This window comes from Rhizobium sp. 01N424 (assembly GCF_056399485.1).
The window spans coordinates 56864-77364 of record NZ_JBFTRK010000009.1; the positions used below are offsets into that span (position 1 = coordinate 56864).

19 protein-coding genes and 1 pseudogene are annotated in these 20501 nt (G+C 62.0%); 10 read left to right on the forward strand and 10 right to left on the reverse strand.

Annotated elements, in window-relative coordinates; all coding sequences use genetic code 11:
* Window positions 1-195: 195 nt before the first annotated feature.
* Window positions 196-1368, forward strand: coding sequence for a GAF domain-containing sensor histidine kinase (locus AC1DNK_RS21180; protein WP_477943192.1), 1173 nt, complete (start codon window positions 196-198; stop codon window positions 1366-1368).
* Between the two features lie 148 nt (window positions 1369-1516).
* Window positions 1517-2008, forward strand: a complete 492-nt coding sequence (locus tag AC1DNK_RS21185; RefSeq protein ID WP_112389816.1) for a histidine kinase — start codon at window positions 1517-1519, stop codon at window positions 2006-2008.
* Window positions 2009-2058: 50 nt separating this feature from the next.
* On the opposite strand, the gene AC1DNK_RS21190 is transcribed toward AC1DNK_RS21185, so the two are convergent.
* Window positions 2059-2967: an AraC family transcriptional regulator gene (locus AC1DNK_RS21190; RefSeq protein WP_477943193.1), complete on the reverse strand. Its 909-nt coding sequence runs from the start codon at window positions 2965-2967 to the stop codon at window positions 2059-2061.
* A 153-nt stretch (window positions 2968-3120) separates the two neighbouring features.
* Here AC1DNK_RS21190 and AC1DNK_RS21195 point away from each other — a divergent pair, with 153 nt between their 5' ends.
* On the forward strand, window positions 3121-3900 hold the full coding sequence (locus tag AC1DNK_RS21195) for an SDR family NAD(P)-dependent oxidoreductase (RefSeq protein ID WP_477943194.1): 780 nt from the start codon (window positions 3121-3123) through the stop codon (window positions 3898-3900).
* A gap of 31 nt (window positions 3901-3931) precedes the next feature.
* Here AC1DNK_RS21195 and AC1DNK_RS21200 read toward each other — a convergent pair whose 3' ends face one another.
* Window positions 3932-4576, reverse strand: coding sequence for a ThuA domain-containing protein (locus AC1DNK_RS21200; protein WP_477943195.1), 645 nt, complete (start codon window positions 4574-4576; stop codon window positions 3932-3934).
* A 62-nt stretch (window positions 4577-4638) separates the two neighbouring features.
* Entirely contained in the window at window positions 4639-5328 is a 690-nt protein-coding gene (locus tag AC1DNK_RS21205; RefSeq protein ID WP_477943196.1) for a helix-turn-helix transcriptional regulator, read from the reverse strand.
* A gap of 130 nt (window positions 5329-5458) precedes the next feature.
* On the opposite strand from AC1DNK_RS21205, the gene AC1DNK_RS21210 reads away from it, so the two are divergent.
* Together AC1DNK_RS21210 and AC1DNK_RS21215 are read left to right on the forward strand one after the other, a co-directional pair.
* Entirely contained in the window at window positions 5459-6118 is a 660-nt protein-coding gene (locus tag AC1DNK_RS21210) for a LysE family translocator (protein WP_112389821.1), read from the forward strand.
* Window positions 6119-6264: 146 nt separating this feature from the next.
* Window positions 6265-6974: pseudogene (locus AC1DNK_RS21215) on the forward strand (DNA helicase).
* Between the two features lie 193 nt (window positions 6975-7167).
* On the opposite strand, the gene derI reads toward AC1DNK_RS21215, so the two are convergent.
* From derI to AC1DNK_RS21250, 7 genes are all read right to left on the reverse strand, one after another.
* Window positions 7168-7623: a D-erythrulose-4-phosphate isomerase gene (derI, locus tag AC1DNK_RS21220; RefSeq protein ID WP_112388472.1), complete on the reverse strand. Its 456-nt coding sequence runs from the start codon at window positions 7621-7623 to the stop codon at window positions 7168-7170.
* 11 nt (window positions 7624-7634) lie between these two features.
* Entirely contained in the window at window positions 7635-8405 is a 771-nt protein-coding gene (locus AC1DNK_RS21225; protein ID WP_477943197.1) for a triose-phosphate isomerase, read from the reverse strand.
* Window positions 8402-9178: a DeoR/GlpR family DNA-binding transcription regulator gene (locus AC1DNK_RS21230; protein ID WP_477943198.1), complete on the reverse strand. Its 777-nt coding sequence runs from the start codon at window positions 9176-9178 to the stop codon at window positions 8402-8404. Before AC1DNK_RS21230 ends, AC1DNK_RS21225 begins: the two co-directional genes overlap by 4 nt.
* 100 nt (window positions 9179-9278) lie before the next feature.
* Window positions 9279-10214 carry a sugar-binding transcriptional regulator gene (locus AC1DNK_RS21235; RefSeq protein ID WP_477943199.1) on the reverse strand — a complete coding sequence of 312 codons (936 nt, stop codon included), beginning with the start codon at window positions 10212-10214 and terminating at the stop codon, window positions 9279-9281.
* Window positions 10215-10286: 72 nt separating this feature from the next.
* Window positions 10287-11219 carry a sugar phosphate isomerase/epimerase family protein gene (locus AC1DNK_RS21240; RefSeq protein WP_477943200.1) on the reverse strand — a complete coding sequence of 311 codons (933 nt, stop codon included), beginning with the start codon at window positions 11217-11219 and terminating at the stop codon, window positions 10287-10289.
* Window positions 11220-11230: 11 nt separating this feature from the next.
* Entirely contained in the window at window positions 11231-12742 is a 1512-nt protein-coding gene (locus AC1DNK_RS21245) for a glycerol-3-phosphate dehydrogenase (protein WP_477943201.1), read from the reverse strand.
* A 37-nt stretch (window positions 12743-12779) separates the two neighbouring features.
* The gene (locus tag AC1DNK_RS21250) at window positions 12780-14351 is read right to left on the reverse strand and encodes an FGGY family carbohydrate kinase (RefSeq protein WP_477943202.1); all 1572 of its coding nucleotides are present in this window, start codon (window positions 14349-14351) and stop codon (window positions 12780-12782) included.
* Between the two features lie 791 nt (window positions 14352-15142).
* Between AC1DNK_RS21250 and AC1DNK_RS21255 the strand changes: the two genes are divergently transcribed.
* The 5 genes from AC1DNK_RS21255 (at window position 15143) to AC1DNK_RS21275 (ending at window position 20494) form a co-directional block, all read left to right on the forward strand.
* Window positions 15143-15799, forward strand: coding sequence for a DUF2291 domain-containing protein (locus tag AC1DNK_RS21255; RefSeq protein ID WP_477943203.1), 657 nt, complete (start codon window positions 15143-15145; stop codon window positions 15797-15799).
* Window positions 15796-17340 carry a sugar ABC transporter ATP-binding protein gene (locus AC1DNK_RS21260; RefSeq protein ID WP_477943204.1) on the forward strand — a complete coding sequence of 515 codons (1545 nt, stop codon included), beginning with the start codon at window positions 15796-15798 and terminating at the stop codon, window positions 17338-17340. Before AC1DNK_RS21255 ends, AC1DNK_RS21260 begins: the two co-directional genes overlap by 4 nt.
* 23 nt (window positions 17341-17363) lie before the next feature.
* Window positions 17364-18416 (forward strand): ABC transporter permease, encoded by a 1053-nt coding sequence (locus AC1DNK_RS21265; protein ID WP_112514762.1) that lies wholly within the window; start codon window positions 17364-17366, stop codon window positions 18414-18416.
* 111 nt (window positions 18417-18527) lie between these two features.
* A complete protein-coding gene (locus AC1DNK_RS21270; protein WP_112388461.1) occupies window positions 18528-19475 on the forward strand; it encodes a D-ribose ABC transporter substrate-binding protein in 948 nt (315 codons plus the stop codon).
* A 176-nt stretch (window positions 19476-19651) separates the two neighbouring features.
* Window positions 19652-20494: a DeoR/GlpR family DNA-binding transcription regulator gene (locus AC1DNK_RS21275; protein ID WP_477943205.1), complete on the forward strand. Its 843-nt coding sequence runs from the start codon at window positions 19652-19654 to the stop codon at window positions 20492-20494.
* Window positions 20495-20501: the final 7 nt, after the last annotated feature.

Genomic DNA, 20501 nt, shown 5'->3' on the forward strand with positions numbered 1-20501 from the left:
TCCTGAACAAGACACACCCGGCGTCATCGGCGCCGGGTGTTCTCGTTTGGACGCTGATGGGTGCGATATGCCGGGAAAGCCGTGAAATGCGCACTGCCGAAATGGCCGCGCCGCCGCTTTCTGTCGCATTCTGCGCGGGGATGACTTTTCGCGCAAAAGCTCTAGGTTTGCAGCTGATGTAAAACGAGAGCGGTCGTGTTCGATACTGTTGAATCCTCTGTAGAAGCCATCCAGTCCATTGACGCAGTTCCGAGCATTCTCGATGTCGTATGCATGACAACGGGGATGGGCTTTGCGGCGGTGGCCCGTGTCACCGAAGAGCGCTGGATAGCCTGCAGCGTGAAGGACAATGTTGCGTTCGGGCTGAAGCCCGGCGGCGAGCTCAAGCTCGAAACGACGATTTGCCACGAGATACGCCAGCACCGGCAAGCCGTCGTGATCGACAATGTCGCCGAAGACCCGCTCTATGCCAGCCACCACACGCCGGCGATGTATGGTCTGCAGAGCTATATCTCCATCCCCATCGTCTTGCCGGATGGCCGCTTTTTCGGGACACTCTGCGCGATCGATCCGAAGCCGAACAAGCTCAATACGCCTGCCGTCATCGGCATGTTCACATTGTTTGCACAGATGATTGCCTTTCACCTCGATGCGCTCGAGCGGCTTGAACGGTCTGCGTCGGAGCTCGCGGATCAGCAGCAGGATACGACGCTGAGGGAGCAGTTTATTGCGGTGCTCGGCCACGATCTGCGAAACCCGCTGGCATCGATCGATGCGGGCGTCAGAAGGCTCGGCAAGACCGCGACCGACGAGAGTTCCGCACATATCGTGGAGCTGGTGCAAGGCAGCATTCGCCGCATGTCGGCGCTGATCGACAATGTGCTCGATTTTGCCCGGGGCCGTCTGGGCGACGGCGTTCCTGTCCGGCCGATGGAAAAGGTAGCGTTGAAGCCCGTTCTGGCGCAGGTGCTCAACGAAATCGTCTCCACTTTTCCCGATCGCAAGATCGATGCGGTCCTCCCCGACGTCGTCACGAAATGCGATCCGGGCCGGATCGGGCAGCTTCTGTCCAATCTGCTCGCCAACGCCATCACTCACGGCGACGGCGATGGCTCCATCACCGTTCGTGGCGCGGTGACAGGCAATATGCTGGAACTCAGCGTGTACAATCCCGGCAACGAAATTCCCGAGGAGACGCGCGCGCATCTCTTCAAGCCCTTCGTCCGCGCTTCCGCGATGCCGAACCAGGAGGGGCTGGGCCTCGGCCTCTATATCGCATCCGAGATTGCCAAATCGCATGACGGCACGCTGACGGTCGATTCCTCGCCTGCCGAAACGCGCTTCACCTTCCGCATGCCACTGCGCTGAGCGTTGCCGCCGATCCGGATCGTTCCCGGCCGCCGGACCATTTTTGGGCACAAGCCTAAAAGCGGCGCCTTGGCGCTGGTCATTCCAAATTGCGTTAATGCTAAAGCGCTATGGCTTGTTGCCCCAATTTCCAAAGAGGACACTATCGATGAAAATCTTGCTTGCAGGCGTCGTTCTGGCCGCATTGCTGCCCGGCATCAGCCAGGCCAAGACGCTTGAATTTCCAAGCGACGCGCCGATCGCCGAAATTGCCATCCCCGACGCCTGGAACCCTGAAGAGACCGATACCGGCATCCAGGCGACCTCGGCAGACTCCGCAATCTATCTCTCGATCGACATTGCCGACGAGAAGACGACCGACAAGGTCATCGACGATGCCGTCGCCTTCCTTGAAAAGAACGGCGTCAAGATCGACGGTTCGACCCAGAAGAAGTCCGATGAGCAGATCAACGGCATGGACATGACCAATTTCGACTGGACCGGCAAGGACGACGACGGCGCCGTCAATGTCGGCCTGTCGCTGCTCTCGCCGAAAGCCGGAAAGCTCCTGGTCATCACCTATTGGGGCTCCCAGGGCACCCAGGAAGCGCATGCTTCCGAACTGCAGGGGATCATCAGCTCGCTGAAGGCGGCTGAATAAGTGCGACGGGCGGATGCTTCTTTCCCGGAGCATCCGCCCGTTAGATGAAATCAGGCAACCGCCTGGAACGGCATCGCCTTGATCTCTGTGACATCCCGCTTCGGCGGCGTGCCGAAGGTACGGGCATATTCGCGGCTGAACTGCGAGGCGCTTTCATAGCCCACTTCGTAGGCCGCCGTCGCGACGCTGGCGCCATCCGCCACCATCAGCCGGCGCGCTTCGAGCAGGCGCAGGTTCTTCTGGTATTGCAGCGGCGTCATTGCCGTCATCTCCTTGAAATGCTGGTGGAAGGAGGAGGGACTCATGCGGGCTGCCGCTGCCAGCTGCTCGATGCGCATGGGCGCTGTGAAATTGTCGCGCAAAAGGTTGATCGCATCGGTCATCCGCCTTGCGTGGCTGCCGGGCAGCGCCAGCTTGCAGACTTCGCGGCCGTTCGGCCCTGTCAGCAGCCAGTAGCAGATCTCGCGCATGATCGCCGGATAGAGCACCGGGATCGCCTTCGGCGTCTCCGTCAGCCGCACGAGGCGCAACACGCAATCGGCCAGCACACCGTCGAAATCCTGCACGAAGACACCGGCAGCGCCTTCGCCGGCCGGGCGCGGCGGCTCTTCCATCGCCTCCATCACCTCGCGCAGGATCGCCACATCGAAATCGATGTTGAGGCCGATATAGGGCGCCTCTTTGCTCGCCTCAGTGATCTGCCCCAGCGCCGGCACCTCGAAGGTCACCACCAGCGACTGCATCTCGTGGTAATCGAACACCCGGTCGCCGACCATGATCTGCTTGGCGCCCTGCACGACGACACAGATCGTCGGCCGGTAGATCATGTGGCGCGGCATGACAGGCTGGCTGACGCGCGAGACGGAAAGGGCAGGGACCGGCGTCTGGAAGCGCCCTTCGGCATCGCCCGCGAGCCGGTCGATATAATCGAGGATGGCATGTCTCAAGGGTGTCAGCATGGAAAGAAACTCCTTGCCTGAAGGTATGCGCCACAGAGGCGCCTCCCGCAACTAGCTTGGAGGAATAGGCAAGAAATTCGAGAGTTCCGGCATCAACAGGAAACCATTTCGAGCCTACCGTCAGAGCATCCCATCCAACAGAGGAATGCGAAGATGCCCAGCGAAACGCAAGTGAATTCAAAGCACAAGATCGCAATCGTCACCGGCGGCAGCCGCGGTCTCGGCCGCAATACCATCGTCAACCTGGCAAGGCGCGGCGTCGATGTGATCTTCACCTACCGTGCAAATCGGGCAGAAGCCGATGCTGCCGTTGCCGAGATCGAGGCGCTCGGCGCCAGGGCTTTCGCCTTCCAGCTCGATACCGGCCGCATAAGCGATTTCGATGCCTTCGTCGAACAGGTGAAGGAGGTGCTGCAGACGCTGGAAACCGATCGTTTCGACTATCTCGTCAACAATGCCGGCAACAGCTACCACGCGCCGATATTAGAGACGACGGAGGAGGCCTTCGACGAGCTCGTCAATATCCACTTCAAGGGCGTCTATTTCCTGACGCAGAAGCTGCTGCCACTGATGAATGACGGCGGCCGCATCATCAATATTTCCAGCGGCCTTGCCCGCTTCACGGTGCCCGGTATTTCCGCCTACGCTTCGGTGAAGGGCGCCATCGAGGTCTTCACCCGCTATCTCGCCAAGGAACTCGGCCCACGCCGCATCACCGCCAACACGGTTGCTCCCGGCGCCGTCCAGACCGATTTCAGCGGCGGCGTCGTCCGCGACAACCCGGCTTATAACAAGATGGTCTCTGACACGACGGCGCTCGGCCGCCCGGGCCTGCCCGACGATCTCGGGCCGATGATCGCCTCGCTGCTCTCTGACGACAACCGCTGGGTCAACGGCCAGCGCATCGAAGTCTCCGGCGGCGCCAATCTCTGAGGCATCAAGGCGCGTGGCTGCGGCCAACCACTCAGCCGCGCGCCGCCCACAGCAGCCCGCGCCGCAGTATCTCGCGCATATGAGCGTGCTCGTATTCGGCCGCGACATGGCCGAGGGCCGAATAGAAGACGCGGCCCTGTCCGAAATGCCGCTTGAAGACGACGGGCATCACCACATTGCGCGCCGCCTCGTCATATTCGCCGCTGAAGGTTGTCGTCGCCAGGACTTCGACGGTCGGGTCGTAGTGAAGGTAATATTGCTCAGAGCGATAGTCGAAGTCGGGAATGCCCTCTACGACGGGATCGTTCTGCCTGGTGATGTTGACGCGGAAGTCGATGATATTTCCGGGGTGCGAAACCCAGGTGACGCCGGAGACATAGCGGAAGGGCGCGCTTTCCTTGAAGGAGGTCGCCAGCGCGCCGTGCGGCCCGCCGAGCCCCAGCCCGCCGCGCACCGCCTCGACCAGCGCATCGGCATGCGCCTTTTCCAGCTTCTCGCCGGTGATGATGGGCACCAGCAAGTCGGCCTTGGCGATATCGGGTGAGCCGAAGATGCCGAGATCGCCGGTCACTTCAGTGGAAAAGCAGCTCTTCCGCAGGATGTCGCCGACGACGCTCGCGCATTCCTCCGGCTCGTGACCCTTCCATCCGCCCCAGACGACGATTGCCTTGCGCATTCCTCCACTCCCATGCTGATTCCTCAATCACGGGAGCAACATAGGGCGAAGATCGTCTGATGTCAGGCCGGAGGATTGGCCCAGCCGCGCATCCATTCCTCGCGCAGCCAGTCGCCATCGCCGCGGAAGAAGGCCGCAGCGCTCTCGCAATGCGCGACACGGTCGCTGCGGAAATTGCGGATTGCCTGTCGCAGTTCGCACCAGCCGACGATGTTTGCGTATTGAGAATAGTAGATCAGCGCGATCGGCTGGATGACGCGCTCGGTGGCGCGGCCCAGTTCGTCGCGATAGTCGAGCGACAGTTTCTCCTCGTCGCGGATCGCCCGCCTGACCATGCCGAGATCGAAACCGGCAGGCGGCTGCGCCACCGAGCCCCAGGCATAGAGCGCCTTGTTCTCCATCGCCTGCCGGAGCGGGCCGGGAACAGCGCCCGATATCTTCTGGTTCACCCGCCGCGCCGCCTGTTTCAGCTCGTTGTCGCCGGTGCGATCGAGCAGCGCGAGCGACAGCACGATCGCCTCCATCTCCTCGATCGAAAACATCAGCGGCGGCAGGTCGAAACCCGGCCGCATGATATAGCCGATGCCGCGCCCGCCCTCGATCGGCACGCGCATCGCCTGCAGTGCCGCGATGTCGCGGTAGATCGACCGGACCGTCACCTCCAGCTGGTCGGCCATCGCCTGCGCCGTCATCGGCTTCTTCGAAAGCCGGAGGATCTGGATGATCTCGAAAAGCCGCGATGCCTTGCGCATTTTACCCGCTCGTATGAAACGCTCCTGACAATACACTGTCAGTTGCCCTTGCGTATAGCCGTTGCTTATCGGGTTGAAATCAAAGGCGGAGAGCGAAATTCTGCCGCCAAACAGCAAACGGGCAACTGACATGACATACAGCGAAAACCTCTGGCTCTATTTCACGCTTCTCTTCGGCATCATCATCGTGCCCGGCATGGACATGCTCTTCGTGCTCGCCAACTCGCTGACCGGCGGCCGGGCACGGGGCATGGCGGCAACGGCGGGCATCATGGCGGGCGGCGCAGTGCATTCGCTCTACGGCGCAATCGGCGTCGGCATTCTTGCCAGCCTGCTGCCATCGCTCTTCGCGCCGCTGCTTTTCATCGGCGCCGCCTACATGGTCTGGATCGGTTTCACGCTGATCCGCAGCTCGATCACCGTCAACGAGGTCGGCGATGGCGCAGTGCGCACCGATTGGCGCGCCTTCCGCCAGGGCGCCATCACCTGCCTGATCAATCCCAAGGCCTATCTCTTCATGCTGGCCGTCTATCCGCAATTCCTGAAGCCGGTCTACGGGCCGATCTGGGTGCAGGGCGTGATCATGGGCCTGATGACGCTCGCCACCCAGTTCGCCATCTACGGCGCCGTCGCCTTCACCGCCGACCGCAGCCGCACCCTGCTGATCGCCAATCCCGGCGTCACCATCATGGTCGGCCGGGTGGCTGGTGCGCTGCTGATCATCGTCGCGGTCCTGACGGCGTGGCATGGCTGGGAGACGGAAGTCCAATTCTCCGGCGCCGGCAATTGAGCGATGATCTGATTCTGGCGCGGCCCGTGCCTCCCCCCTCCGAAGGGAAAGTATCGATAATGCAGGGCATCTGATCATCGAACCCACTGTCCGGGCACGACGCATAAGGAGGGAATGCAGCCATTGCCTGTATCAGGAGGTTTATGATGAAACTGTCTGCACCTGTCTATCGCCTGAAACGAAAGGCAAAGCTCCTCTCCCGCGAGGAGAACATCCCCTGCACGAAGCACTCGACCGGATCGCCGCTAGGGAAGGCTTTTCGGGCTGGAGCCTGTTATCCGCGCGATTGGCGGAGGCCATGCCGGCAAGCGAACTTTTCGCCCGCCTCAGCCCCGGTGATCTCGTTCTCCTCGGCGCGCGTCCCGGCCACGGCAAGACGCTGATAAGCCTGGAGCTTGCCGTCGAGGCGATGAAATCGGGCCACCGCAGTGCCTTCTTCACGCTGGAATATACGGAGAGGGACGTCCTCGACCGCTTCCGCATGATCGGCGCCGATTGGGAGCGCCACAAGGCGCTCTTCGAGTTCGATACGTCGGAGGCGATCAGCGCCGACTACATCGCCGGCCGCCTGTCATCCGCCGCGCGTGGCACGCTCGTGGTCATCGACTACCTGCAGATCCTCGACCAGCGGCGGGACAAGCCGGATCTGATGACGCAGGTGCGGACGCTGAAGGCTTTCGCGCAGGAACGAGGCGTCGTCATTGTCTTCATCTCGCAGATCGGCCGCTCCTACGATCCGGCGGCGAAGCCGTGCCCTGATATGACGGATATCCGGCTGCCGAACCCGCTGGATCTCGGCCTGTTCGATAAGGCGTGCTTCGTAAACAACGGGGCGATCGAGTTCCGGGCGGCTTAGCAGAAGCCTGCACCCGTAGCCCCCGCTGCGCTGGAGCTGCAATGTTGACTTCCCCTCTCCCATGGGGGAGAGGGCAGGGTGAGGGGGATCCGGGCACGGCAGAGCGTTTCAAATCCCGCATGGAACAGCCGCATCGATGATCGCGCGCCACTGACGCAACTGAGCGCGCTATAGAAGGCGTCTCACCCAAGAATCACCGAACGTTATACTTCGCGTCCAGCTCGTCCATCGCCTTTACATTCCCAGCCGAGCGGCCGTTCTCATCAAACGTCTGCGCCAGAAACGCATCGGCGATCGACTTCGCCAGTTCCGTGCCGATGACGCGGGCGCCCATGGTGATGATCTGGGCGTTGTTCGAAAGCGCTGCGCGTTCGGCCGAATAGGTGTCATGGGTCAGCGCGGCGCGGATGCCCGGGACCTTGTTGGCCGAAATGCAGACGCCGATGCCGGTCCCGCAGACGAGGATCGCCTTGTCGTAGGTGCCGTCGATGACGCCGGAGGCGACGCGGTCGGAGAGGTTGGCGTAGAACGGATCGGCGCCTTCGTTGGTGCGCGAGACTTCGTGCACCTCGAAACGATCCTTCAGATGATCGGCCAGAACCTTGGCGAGGCCTTCGCCGGCGCTGTCTCCTGCAATGGCAAGCTTCATTGTCGTTCTCCTCAGAGTTTGGCGGCACATTTGGTGAGAATGTCGAGATAGCCCTCGACGTTCCAGGCCGAACGGCCGATGAAGAGCCCGTCGATATGCGGGCTCGAGATCAGTTCTTCGCAGTTTCCAGGATTGACCGATCCGCCATAGAGGCAGGGGACCGTGCGGCCGAGCACGTCTTCGGCAACCGCAATGATTTCGGCCTGGCGGGCGTCCGCATAATCGGCGCTCGCCGGGATGCCGTTTTCGCCGATCGCCCAGACGGGCTCATAGGCGAGCAGGATCTCGGCCGATGACTGCGTTTGCGAGAGTTTCGAGAGAGCTCGGCGCACCTGCGTTGCCAGGATCTCGGCAGCCTTGCCGCTCTCGCGGTCGGCAAGTGTCTCGCCGATGCAGATAAGCGGGATCAGGTCGTGGCGGACGGCCGCTTCGGTCTTCAGACCCACGGTCTCGTCGGTCTCGCCGAAATGCTCGCGGCGCTCGGAATGGCCAAGTTCGACGATATCGAGATTGCAGTCCTTCAGCATCACCGGCGAGACCTCGCCGGTCCAAGCGCCCTGATCGGCCCAGTGCATGTTCTGCGCACCGACCTTGACGGATGTCTTGGCCAGCATCGCCTTGACTTCGCGCACGGCGGTGAAGGGCGGGATGACGAAGCGCTGGATACGCGGATCGCGCGCCGCATCGGCAGCTTCGAGGCCGCGGGCGAAAGCTTGCGCTTCGGCGAGCGTCTTGTTCATCTTCCAGCTGGTGCCGATCCAGAAGCGCGGCTTTTCGGTCATGTCGGATCCTGTTCTGATGCGATGGTGAGCATGATGCCCGCCTGTTCGAATTCGTCGAGGGCGGCCTTTTCGGGCGCCTTGTCGGTGATCACGGCGTCGAAGCCGGCAAGATCGGCCATCACGTGCAGGGCGGTGTGGCCGATGCGCTCGTGGTTGACCAGGAGGCAGCTCCGCGATGCCGAGGCAATCATCGCCCGCTTGGCGCGCACGGCGTTGTCGTCCATGTGATAGGCGAGCCTGCCGCTGACGGCAGGAGTCGAGATGAAGGCGATATCGGCCCTGAGCTTCGACAGCGCTTCCTCGGTGACGACGCCGAGATAGGCGTTGAACTTGGCAGAGTAGATGCCACCGAGCGCGATCAGCGTGATGCCGTTTTCGCTCTTCAGCCGCTCCATGATCGCCGCGTTGTTGGTGATCACGGTCAGTGGCCGCTTCTGCAGCAGCATTTCGCCGAGCACCGCCGCCATCGATCCGTCATTGACCATCACGGTCATCCCGGGCTCGACCAGCTCCAATGCCTTCTGCGCCATGGCGATCTTGGCTTCGCCGCCCTGGCGTTCGCGGATGCGGAAATCGCTTTCGAACTGCGTGCCGGCGTCGATCGTCGCGCCGCCGCGGACCTTGCGCAGCACGCCAGCCTGTTCGAGGTCGTCGAGATCGCGGTGAACAGTCATCTTCGACACGGTGAAGCGATCGGCAAGGTCGTCGAGATCGACGGTCTTGTTTTCGACGAGCAGATTGACAATCAGCTGCTGCCGTTCTTCCCGCTTCATTCCGGTCTCCACCCAAGTCTACGGTGTTAAGATAACGGATATTTCGTGATAAGCAACATTCATGATGTGATTTTGCGATCACATCATGTTGCTTTTGCCGCTATTTCAACAGCGTCTGTGCGGTCTTCTCATCGGTAATGAGACCGAAAAGGCGGCGGCTGTTGAGGATGGCGCGGATCGCCGCAACCTTCGACTGGCCGCCGGCGAGCGCCACGAGACGTTCGGTCTTCGACCTCGGGAAGGAGGCCGAAAGCGTGCGGGCGGTCAGCGCCGTGTCCAGCACCTGGCCATCGGCATCGAAGAAATGGCCGAGAATTTCGCCGACGCCACCGGCCGCGGCGATATCCTGTATTTCGCTGGGCTCGACCATGCCCGAGAGTACCAGCTGCGCTTCGGCATCGACGGTTCCGAGGCCGACGAGCTTGAGATCCGCATTGTTGGCGAGGTCGAAGACTTCCTTCACGGCGCGCTGCGCCTTCAGCACCTTACGGTCCTCACCGGTATTGGCGAAGAAGGGGACGGGCATCACATAGGCATGCGTCCCGGTCTTTTCGGCGATCCGGTGCATCACGTCGTAAGGATTGGCGCCGTAGTTCCGCGTCAAACCGCCAAGCAGCGAGACGAAACGCAGGTCCTTGGCATTGATGCGCGGCATGTACTGGACGGCCGCCGACAGTGTGCGCCCATGACCGAGGCCGATCACCTTGTTGTCGCCCCGCTCGATCTCGCGCTTCAGATATCCGGCGCCGGCATGGCCGAGCGCGCGCAGCGGCAGGCCTTCCTCGCCGAGATCGGGTGCCACTTCGCAATATTGCAGCCCGAAACGCTCCGAAAGGCGGGATTCGAGCTCGACGCATTCGACGATATCGCCGTCGATCGTGACTTTCACCACGCCATCGGCGACGGCGCGCGCGATCAGCCGGTGCGCCTTGACCGAGGGCACACCGAGGCGCCGGGCAACCTCCGACTGGGTCAATCCACCGGCGTAATGCAGCCATGCGGCACGTACGGCAAGCGTATYATCGGCATCCGTCACAGCCGCTTCCTTTCGAATGTCCCGCGTGGCGATTCCGCCGCGTCGTGGTGCTGCCTTTTAAAGTTCTCCATCTCAGATGTTCAAGTCGTCGATGCCGGTGTCGATATACGGCGACCAGAACGCGATGCTTTCGGCAATCTGCGGGATGACCTCGCGATCGTTCGGCTCACGCTCCTTGAAGGAGAGTTCGAGGCAGATCTCGTTGTTGACGGCACCGCCATCGGCAAAGGCCTTAAGCAGCGGCGCCGGCTGAATGCGGCCCCTGGCGTTGAAATCAGCTGTGAAGGGACGGTGGCCGCCCTTGTCCATCAGGCTCTGCTTGATGTGGATGATCGGCGAGACCGGCGGCACGGCGCGGGCCCAGGCATAGGGATCGAAATCGTCGGGGTTGGCGGAGGTGACGTCGCCATGGTCGATATCGGCCATCATCCACATCGGGATCGCCATTTTCGCCGATGTCAGCCGTTCCTGCAGCGACAGGCAGGCGGCGATCGTCTCGCCGAACTCGCGGCCGACGCTCATCGGCTCCCAGAAAACATAGGAAAGGCCGGCGGCGCGGCCATGTTCCGCGACTTCGGCCCAGCTGTCGATGGCGATCTTGATCAGCTCCTCGCGGCGAACGGGGTCGTCGAAATCCCTGTAGGTGAAGATCGCAAACTGTGTGCCGACGGAATCGCCGCCGAGATCGGCGGTGATATCGACAAAGGTCTTGAACCAGTCGATATAGTAACGCCTGACCTCGGCATCAGGGTGGCCGAAATGGTTGAGGCGGCCGTAGGGGCCGGTCATCCCGGAGGTGACGCGAACGCCGGTGCGCCGCAGCGCCGTGTTCATGCACCGCGTCAGGCGGCGGATCACCGGCGCCTGCCAGCTCGGATTGATGAATTCGTGGGTCAGCTGCAGGTCGCGGATCTTCAGGTCGCGCGCCACCGTGTCGATCAGATCGTCGGGCTCCGCGAAGCGGTTGACCAGCGGATTGGTATTCAACGAAAGCGTCAGCGTCATCGAAACCTCCTTCAGGCGGCGGCGAGGCGGGAGGAGGCGAACCAGTCGGCAAAGGCAGCGCGCTCGGCCTCGCTCATGTGCAGATAGTGCTTGGTGCGGCGGTATAGGATGTCCTCTGCCGTTTCCGCCCATTCGGTGGCGACTAGGTAGCGGGCCTCCGCCTCGTAGAACTGCCCGCCGAAATGGCGGCCGAGCGCCTCGATGCTGGTTGCTCCTGAAACGACGGTCTTGGTGCGGGCGCCATAGAGGCGGCCATAGTGATGCACGAGCTTGCGTGGCATCCAGGGATAGGTGTCGCGCAGACTGTTGGCGAAGGTCTCATAGTCGGCATTGGGGATTTCGCCGCCGGGCAGGGGTGCCGTCTGGGTCCAGTCACCGCCCATGCCGGGGAAGATGTGCTTGAGGCGGTGCAGGCCGCGCTCGGCGAGCTCGCGGAAGGTGGTGATCTTGCCGCCGAAGACATTGAGCAGCGGCGCGCCGCCGGTTTCGTCGAGATCGAAGACATAGTCGCGGGTCACGGCGGACGGATTGCCCTTGCCGTCGTCGAAGAGCGGACGCACGCCGGAGAAGCTGTGCAGCACGTCCTGGCGGCGGAGCTTTTCCTTGAAGTAGCGGTTCACCGCCTTCAGCAGGTAATCGATCTCGCTCTCGTCGGCAGAGACATCCTCGGCGCGGCCTTCATAGGCGATGTCGGTGGTGCCGATCAGCGCCTTGTCGCCCTCATAGGGGTTGATGAAGATGACGCGCTTGTCGTGGTTCTGGACGAGATAGGCATTCGAGCCCGCCCAGAATTTCGGGACGATGATGTGGCTGCCCTTGACCAGGCGCACATTGCGGGCCGAGTTCGATCCGGCGACGCGGTTGATGATGTCGGTCACCCAGGGGCCGGCGCAATTCACCAGACATTTGGCTTTGAAAGTGCGGGTCTCGCCTGTCGTGCTGTTCTTGGTGACGACGGTCCATGCGCCATTTTCGCGCCGGGCGGAGACGGCAGGCGAACGGGTCAGCACGATCGCACCTTTTTCGGCGGCGCTGACGGCGTTCAGCACGACGAGGCGGGCGTCATCGACCCAGCAATCGGAATATTCGAAGCCGCGCTTGTATTGATCGAGGATCGGCGTGCCCTCGGGATCGCGCAGCAGGTTGAGCGTGCGGGTGCCCGGCAGCTTCTTCCGGCCGCCGAGGTGGTCGTAGAGGAAGAGGCCGAGGCGAACCAGCCAGGCCGGGCGGTCCTCAGGGCTGTGCGGCAGCACGAAGCGCATCGGCCAGATAATGTGCGGGGCGGCATTGAGCAGCACTTCGCGTTCGATCAGCGCTTCGCGCACCAGGCGGAATTCGTAATATTCGAGATAACGCAGCCCGCCATGCACCAGTTTGCCCGACCGCGACGAGGTTCCCTGCGCCAGATCATCCTTTTCGCACAGCGCCACCTTGAGCCCACGGCCAGCGGCATCGCGTGCGATACCGGCGCCGTTGATGCCGCCGCCGATGACGAAGAGGTCCAGGGTTTCGGGTTCGGTCATGTCATGCTCCTTAGATGCCAGCGCATCAGAACTTGAGTTATGCGCCTGGTGTCGCCGTCGCGGTCGAGGCGAGCTTGTCCCAGGCGGGCGCCATTGCCTGGCGGATGTCGGTATAGGCTGCGAAAAGCGTTTCGAACCGCGCCGCCTCGGCGGCATCGGGAACCTCGGGTTCGCCAAGCAGCGGCGAGACCCAGTCGGCAATGCAATCATCCATCGTCGGATACACGCCGACCGCAACCGCGGCCATCATCGCGGCACCAGCAGCCCCGGTCTCGTCGCGTTGCGACTGGCGGATCGGTGCGTTGACGGCTGATGACAGCGAGCGGCGCAGGCTCTGCGAACGCGTGGCGCCGCCAGTGATGCGCAGTTCTTCCGGCATCGCCCCCATTGCCGCATAGCAATCGCGGGTCGCGAGCCCAAGACCCTCGACCACGCCTCTCACGAGATCGGGGAAACGGTGGCGGGTGGACAGCCCGGCAAAGCCGGCACGCGCGTTGGCGTTGACGAAGGGGCCGCGCTCGCCGGCTTCGGAAATATAGGGGTGATAGAGCACGGAGCCCGGCTTGCTATCGGCAAACCAGCCATCGATGCGCGCGATCAGCTCCGCATGCGAAACCGTCTTGCCGGCATCTGCCATCAGGGAGGCGGCGATATCGAGGATCCAGTCGATATTGATCGTCGATCCCATATTCGTCTGGACCTGGGTGACGATGCCGGGGATCGGCAGGGCGATCACATAGCCGGTGCCCTCACTGTTGAGGTGGACATCGCCGACGGCCTTGGCGCGAAGGTGGACGCCGGTCGAGCCGATCGTCGAGCATGCGGCGTTGCGCCCACCGCTGCGGACGCCGGCGCCGAGCGCGGTCATCACCATATCCACATAGCCGAGGCAGACGGGCGTTCCGGCCAGCAGCCCGCAGGCCTTGGCGGCATCCGTGGTCAGCGGATGGCTGATTTCGGTGCCGTCGATGATCTCAGGCAGCAGCTTGCGCCGGTGTTCGAGGCCAAGCGCATCGATGACGGCGTCGTCATATTGCCGGGTGCGGAAATTGCCGAAGGTGAAACTCGCCTCCGACGGATCGGTGGCGCGGATGCCGGTGAGATTGAGATAGAGCCAATCCTTGCAGTGCAGCGCCGTTTCGGCGCGATCAAGGAGATCGGTCGCGAAACGGTCCATATGCGCGAGCTGGGTGCCCTGCTGGCAGGTGTTGAGGCCGGTGCCGGTCGCCTCGAAGCGGGCGCGGTTGTTCGGCCCGGCCGCAAGCGAGACCACCGTCGATGCGGCGCGCGCATCGAGCCACAGCCAGGCATCGCCGACCGGTGCACTCTCGCGACCGACGAGCCACGTGCCGTCACCTTGTCCGGTGACGGAAACGGCGGCGGTGCGCGCCGCAAGACCGGGCACTTTTTCGCCAAGGCCGCGCAGCGCACTGGCGCAATCCGCCCATGTCTGCGCAAGCGGCTGCGTCGCCGAGCCGTCGTCGCCGGTTGCGTATCTGTTGCGTACGGATGCGGTGGCGATCTGGCGTCCAGAAAGATCGAAGGCAACCGCCTTGATCACGGATGTGCCGGCGTCGATGCCGATGATGATATTCTGTGTCGCTGTCATCGCAGGGTTATCCCGCCAATGCCGGGAACGCTGCGGCGGGCAATACGCGCGTCCAATTCATCATGCAGTCCTCCCGATCGGCCGAATTCCATCGCTCTGCTTCGGCCGCGTGATCGATTCCATGGTGACGGGCCGCAAGCGTGCGTCTGCCGCCGGTAATGAATCGAATATCTGCCGAAACCTCCCATAGGCCTCACCGATAAACATAACACAAAGATATCACAAGGCCAGCAAGATTTTTCTAGTCATGAAAATTTTTTCAGCTAAAATAATGGGCATCGGCTTGATGCGCGGCGGCCGCCTCCGTTTGCGCAAGACTGCAGCCGCCGCTTTTGCTGCGAATATCGCGCATCTGTAATTTATATTAAATATCAATGTTATGTATGAGTTTTCCAAATTTTTTGACAGGTATTTATTTGTGCATTTGCTGCCTTCTTATGTTGCGCCGCAACGCGATAAACAAGCCGTGAAGCGCCGCATTGAAACGCAGGCCCTGATAAAAGTGCCGTTGACAGCCTTATGATTTTATAACATTGTTTCCGGCATAAGTAACACAGTTCTATCACGGAAGCCTGCTTCCGGATGGGTGATTGCAGGATCAGGCGGTCGGAGGAGACTGGCGCCGCGTCCTGAAGAGGAGGCTTCCAATGCGGATTTTCGTCCAGACTTGCGCTTTCGCGGGCTGCCTGCCGGGTTCTGATCCGGCGCGATGCCATGCCGTGGCGCGTCTGCGATCGTAGTTGCAGCCAGCCCCTTCGCTTTATCGTCTCCAAGTCAAAGGCCGTCTCGACATGAGCACACAAACCGATTACGCAGCACCGAAGCCGAGCAGCAGCAATCTGAAGCTTATCGTGGGCGTGGCATTCGTTGTTGCCGTTGTCGGCGCGATCGCTGTCGACACGACGGTGGTCAAGATCGGTTCCGAAAACGACGTCAGGCAGCAGGTCTTCTCACCGGAAACCTTTGGCGCCGAGCAGTTCCCGAAGATATTGGCCAATGTGCAGGAGCGCGCCGTACCGGCTGCCGATCTTGCCGCCGCCATCGCCGCCGACAAGAAGGCCGCCGCCGAGAAATACGGCACCGCGACGAGCACCGGACCCGTCATCCCTGTCACGCTGACAGGCACGTTCGGCGCCCGCAAATCGAACACCAATGAACTGAAAGTCGATGGATTGCCTCCCGAGACGGTGGTCCGTGTCCAGACCGGCCCTGCGGTCAACGGCACGGACCTCCGCGATGCCACCGGCACCATCGAGTTCGGTCAGTTCACCAACCAGATCCAGTATCAGGATGCGGGATCGGCCATCAACAACGAGATGAAGAAGTCGGTCTTTACCGGCCTCGATCCGGAAACGCTGGATGGGAAATCCGCGACCGTGGTCGGCGTGTTCAAGCTGATCAATCCGAAAAACTGGCTGGTCACGCCCGTCAAGGTCGAAGTCAAATGAGCCAGCCGCTACGCAGTAACGGAGTGCAGGGCGAAGTCGTTCTCGCCGCCCGCAACATCGCCAAGTCCTACGGCAATGTGCATGCCCTGAAGGGCGTGAATTTCGACATCCATCGCGGTCAGGTGACCACGCTGTTCGGAGAGAATGGTGCCGGCAAATCGACCTTGATGAAGATCCTTTCCGGTGTCGTGCAGCCAAGCTCGGGTGAGATCATCCTCGATGGCTCGCCGATCAGCTTCACCTCGTCGACCCATGCGCGTGAACACGGCATCTCGATCATTCACCAGGAACTCAGCCTGGCGCCCAATCTCAGCGTCCGCGACAACATCTTCATGGGCCGCGAGATCATCACCGGCGGCATGGTCGATTTCGCCGAGGAAGAGCGCCAGACGCGTGCGCTGCTGGAAGAGCTCGAGGAAGACATCGATCCGCTGACGCGCGTCGAGGATCTCCGCCTCGGCCAGCAGCAGATCGTCGAGATCGCCCGCGCGCTCTCGGTCAATTCGCGCATTCTGATCATGGACGAACCGACCTCGGCGCTGAGCGCCACCGAGGTCGAAGTTCTCTTCAAGGTCATCCACGACCTGACGAGCCGCGGCGTTTCCATCGTCTATATCTCGCATCATCTCGAAGAGGCGCTGCAGATCACCAATCACGCCGTCGTCCTGCGCGACGGCACCATGACTGCCTATGCCGAGCGCAAGGACATCGATCTCGAATGGATCGTCCGCAACATGGTCGGCGACAATTTCGATCTCGGCAGTCCGCCCGAGGGTCATCAGTTCGGCCAGGTGGCGCTGTCGATCGAGAATCTCAGCGTGCCCGGTCCGTCGGGCGCTGCCTATAACGCCGTTGACCGGCTGTCGCTGAAGGTGCGCGCCGGGGAAGTGGTCTGCATCTACGGCCTGATGGGCGCCGGGCGTACCGAGCTTCTGGAATGCGTTGCCGGGCGTCTGCGCTCGAGCGGTGGCCAGGTCCTGCTTGAGGGCCGGGATGTCGGCGGCTTCAGCATTGCCGAGCGTATCGAGAGCGGTCTGGTTCTCGTTCCCGAAGATCGCCAGCGCGATGGCCTGGTGCAGACGATGACTGTTGGCACCAATCTGTCGCTCGCCAGCATCGGCGCCTTCACCAAGGGGCTCTTCACTTCAGGCCGGCGCGAACGGGAGTTAGTCAACGATGCGATCCGCCGCGTTCACGTGAAGACAGATGGCGGCGAGGCGTCGATCGGCTCGCTCTCCGGCGGCAACCAGCAGAAGGTCGTCATCGGCAAGATGCTGGCCACGCAGCCGAAGGTCATCCTGCTCGACGAACCGAGCCGCGGCATCGATATCGGCGCAAAGGCCGAGGTCTTCAAGCTGCTTGCCGAGCGCGCCAAGCAGGGGCTCGCGGTCGTCTATTCGACCTCCGAAGTCAACGAATGCCTGAGCATCGCGCATCGCATCATCGTCATGCATCGCGGCCGGATCTCGGCCGAGTTTAGCTCTGACGTCACCAAGGAAAAGATCATGGCCGCCTCCGGCGAAGCCGTGGTCGCGCACTAGCCCGGAATTATGGAGCACTGATTATGTCAGTCACAGATATCACCCAGAAGAAGACAGTTCCGAACGGGCAGAAGCGCAACACCAATATCGTGCGTCTCATCCTCGAGGGCAGGGCGTTCTTCGCGCTGATCGTCATCATCGCGGTCTTCTCGTTCCTGTCGCCCTATTATTTCAGCCTCAACAACTTCCTGATCATGGCCTCGCACGTCGCCATCTTTGGCATTCTGGCGATCGGCATGCTGCTGGTCATCCTGAATGGCGGCATCGACCTCTCGGTCGGCTCGACGCTCGGGCTCGCGGGCTGCATCGCCGGTTTCCTGATGCAGGGCGTGACGCTCAGCTATTTCGGCGTCATCCTCTATCCGCCGGTCTGGGCGGTCGTAGTGCTGACCTGTGCGCTCGGCGCCCTGGTCGGTGCGGTTAACGGCGTGCTGGTCGCCTATCTCAAGGTGCCTGCCTTCGTTGCCTCGCTCGGCGTGCTCTATGTAGCTCGCGGTATCGCGCTGCTGATGACCAACGGTCTGACCTACAACAATCTCGGTGGCCGCCCGGAGCTTGGGAATACCGGCTTCGACTGGCTCGGCTTCAACCGCCTCGGCGGCGTGCCGATCGGCGTCATCGTGCTTGCCGTTCTTGCCATCGTCTGCGGCATCGTTCTCAGCCGCACGGCCTTTGGCCGCTGGCTTTATGCATCGGGCGGCAACGAGCGCGCGGCCGATCTTTCGGGCGTTCCGGTCAAGCGCGTCAAGATCATCGTCTATGTGCTCTCAGGCGTTTGCGCCGCGATCGCCGGCCTGGTGCTCTCGTCGCAGCTGACGTCGGCGGGCCCGACCGCCGGTACGACCTACGAACTGACGGCGATTGCAGCCGTCGTCATCGGCGGCGCGGCGCTGACGGGTGGCCGCGGCACGGTGCGCGGCACCATGCTTGGCGCCTTCGTCATCGGCTTCCTGTCGGATGGTCTCGTGATCATCGGCGTCTCCGCCTATTGGCAGACCGTCTTTACCGGCGCTGTGATCGTTCTCGCCGTCCTGATGAACAGCATCCAATACGGCCGCCGGGTCAAATCGTCCTGACGGCTGCGACTGAAACTTATCCACGACGGCAGGCTGGGGTTCCAAGAAGGCCGATTGGGGAAAGCAACGCCGGTTTCCGGCACAACTGAGCTCACTAATGGGAGAGAGACTATGTTTAAAAAAGGCATGCGCATTCTTCTCGCCGCCGCGGCTGTCGCACCGCTCCTCGCAACCTCCGCCTGGGCAGCCGGTGCCATGACGATCATCGTCAACGATCCGTCGAACCCCTACTGGCTGACGGAAGGCAATGTTGCCAAGGCCACTGCCGAAAAGCTCGGCTACACGGCTTCGGTCAGCGCCCACAAGGGTGACACCAACACCGAGAGCAACCTGATCGACACGGCAATCACCAACAAGTCGGTCGCGATCATTCTCGACCCGGCCAATGCCGACGGTTCGGTCGGTGCGGTGAAGAAGGCTGTTGCCGCCGGTATCCCGGTCATCCTCGTCAACGCTGAAATCAACCAGGAAGGCCTGGCGAAGGCGCAGCTCGTTTCCAACAACGCCCAGGGTGCTGCGCTTGGTGCGCAGCAGTGGGTCGAAGCTGTCGGCGACAAGGGCAACTATGCCGAACTCTTCGGCGCTCCTTCCGATAACAACGCGGCAACCCGCTCCAACGGCTACGAAACCGTGCTGTCGCAGTACCCGGACCTGAAGAAGGTTGCCAAGGAAGTTGCCGATTGGGACCGCACCAAGGGTCACAACAAGATGCAGTCCATGCTGCAGGCAAATCCCGACATCGTCGGCGTGATCTCTGGCAACGATGAAATGGCTCTCGGCGCGATCGCAGCGCTCAAGGAAGCCGGCAAGCTCGCCAACATCAAGGTCGGCGGCTTCGACGGTTCTCCGGATGCTGTTGCGGCGATCAAGGCCGGCGAACTGCAGTACACCGTCCTCCAGCCGGTTGCCGTCTTCTCTGAAGAAGCCGTCAAGCAGGCCGACAATGTCATCAAGAATGGCAGCACCGGCGCCAAGAGCGAAAAGCAGCTCTTCGATTGCCTGCTGATCACCAAGGACAATGTCGACAAGTATACCGGGCCGTTCGTCCTGTCGCAGTAAACATCGAAGGCGCGCCCGGCAGGGCGCTCTTTCAGAGCCGGGCGGCATCCACCCGCCCGGCTTCCGCAATGCCTGAAATGGTGCCCGCAACCGCCCGTTCCGTTTCATCTTTTTGCCTTGGCGTGGCAATCACTGTACGAAGCTGGGATCCGGAATTCAGCGACAAGGGTGACCCCGTGACACAGAAGACGAGCCAGGGCGAAGATCTGTTGGAAGAGCTGACAAGCGACAGCCGGCAGACGCGCCAGATCGCGCGCCGCCGCATGATCGCGGAGGCCGTGATGAATGAAGGCTCGATGCGGATCGAAGACCTGACGGATCGCTTCGGGATCAGCCTGATGACGGCCCATCGCGATGTCGATGAACTCGTCAGCCGCGGGCTTTTCCGCAAGACGCGCGGCATCGTCACCGCCGCGGCGACGAACTTGATCGAATCAAGCGACGTCTATCGCTCGAACCGGCAGGCAACGGAGAAGAAGCTGATTGCCGAGGCAGCGATGCAATTCGTCGAGCCCGGGCAGGCGATCTTCTTCGACGATTCGACGACGGTTCTGCAGATGGCGGCGCACTTGCCGTCGAAGGTGCCTGTCACCGCGATCACCAATTCGCTGACGCTGATGAACGCGCTGACGGGCATGCATGACGTGACGCTGCTGGCACTCGGCGGCCAGTATTACAACTGGTGCAACGCCTTCATGGGCCGGATGACGATCAGCGAGATCAAGGGGCTGCGGGCGGATATCGCCTTCATCTCCATGTCGGCGATCAGCGACGGCACGGTGCTGCATCAGTCGCCGGAGACCGTCGATACCAAGCGCGCCATGTTTGACTGTTCCGTCAAACGCATCCTGCTTGCCGATCACACCAAGTTCGAACGGCGGGCACTCCATAGTTTCGCAGCACTGGACGAGTTCGACGTCGTCATCGTCGACGATAAGACCGACGCCGTGCACATCGACCGCATGCGGTCCAAGGATATCAACGTGGTGGTCGCCAAGAGCGCCGGAGGGCGCTCGTAACCCGGCC

What these genes read in the sequence shown, in the direction of transcription:
- AC1DNK_RS21265 (WP_112514762.1), top strand. Translation starts at nt 17,364, where the DNA reads ATGTCAGTCACAGATATCACCCAGAAGAAGACAGTTCCGAACGGGCAG.
- AC1DNK_RS21190 (WP_477943193.1), bottom strand. Translation starts at nt 2,967, where the DNA reads ATGCTGACACCCTTGAGACATGCCATCCTCGATTATATCGACCGGCTC.
- AC1DNK_RS21185 (WP_112389816.1), top strand. Translation starts at nt 1,517, where the DNA reads ATGAAAATCTTGCTTGCAGGCGTCGTTCTGGCCGCATTGCTGCCCGGC.
- AC1DNK_RS21240 (WP_477943200.1), bottom strand. Translation starts at nt 11,219, where the DNA reads ATGACGCTGACGCTTTCGTTGAATACCAATCCGCTGGTCAACCGCTTC.
- AC1DNK_RS21210 (WP_112389821.1), top strand. Translation starts at nt 5,459, where the DNA reads ATGACATACAGCGAAAACCTCTGGCTCTATTTCACGCTTCTCTTCGGC.
- AC1DNK_RS21255 (WP_477943203.1), top strand. Translation starts at nt 15,143, where the DNA reads ATGAGCACACAAACCGATTACGCAGCACCGAAGCCGAGCAGCAGCAAT.
- AC1DNK_RS21245 (WP_477943201.1), bottom strand. Translation starts at nt 12,742, where the DNA reads ATGACCGAACCCGAAACCCTGGACCTCTTCGTCATCGGCGGCGGCATC.
- AC1DNK_RS21230 (WP_477943198.1), bottom strand. Translation starts at nt 9,178, where the DNA reads ATGAAGCGGGAAGAACGGCAGCAGCTGATTGTCAATCTGCTCGTCGAA.
- AC1DNK_RS21260 (WP_477943204.1), top strand. Translation starts at nt 15,796, where the DNA reads ATGAGCCAGCCGCTACGCAGTAACGGAGTGCAGGGCGAAGTCGTTCTC.
- AC1DNK_RS21225 (WP_477943197.1), bottom strand. Translation starts at nt 8,405, where the DNA reads ATGACCGAAAAGCCGCGCTTCTGGATCGGCACCAGCTGGAAGATGAAC.
- derI (WP_112388472.1), bottom strand. Translation starts at nt 7,623, where the DNA reads ATGAAGCTTGCCATTGCAGGAGACAGCGCCGGCGAAGGCCTCGCCAAG.
- AC1DNK_RS21205 (WP_477943196.1), bottom strand. Translation starts at nt 5,328, where the DNA reads ATGCGCAAGGCATCGCGGCTTTTCGAGATCATCCAGATCCTCCGGCTT.
- AC1DNK_RS21250 (WP_477943202.1), bottom strand. Translation starts at nt 14,351, where the DNA reads ATGACAGCGACACAGAATATCATCATCGGCATCGACGCCGGCACATCC.
- AC1DNK_RS21195 (WP_477943194.1), top strand. Translation starts at nt 3,121, where the DNA reads ATGCCCAGCGAAACGCAAGTGAATTCAAAGCACAAGATCGCAATCGTC.
- AC1DNK_RS21200 (WP_477943195.1), bottom strand. Translation starts at nt 4,576, where the DNA reads ATGCGCAAGGCAATCGTCGTCTGGGGCGGATGGAAGGGTCACGAGCCG.
- AC1DNK_RS21270 (WP_112388461.1), top strand. Translation starts at nt 18,528, where the DNA reads ATGTTTAAAAAAGGCATGCGCATTCTTCTCGCCGCCGCGGCTGTCGCA.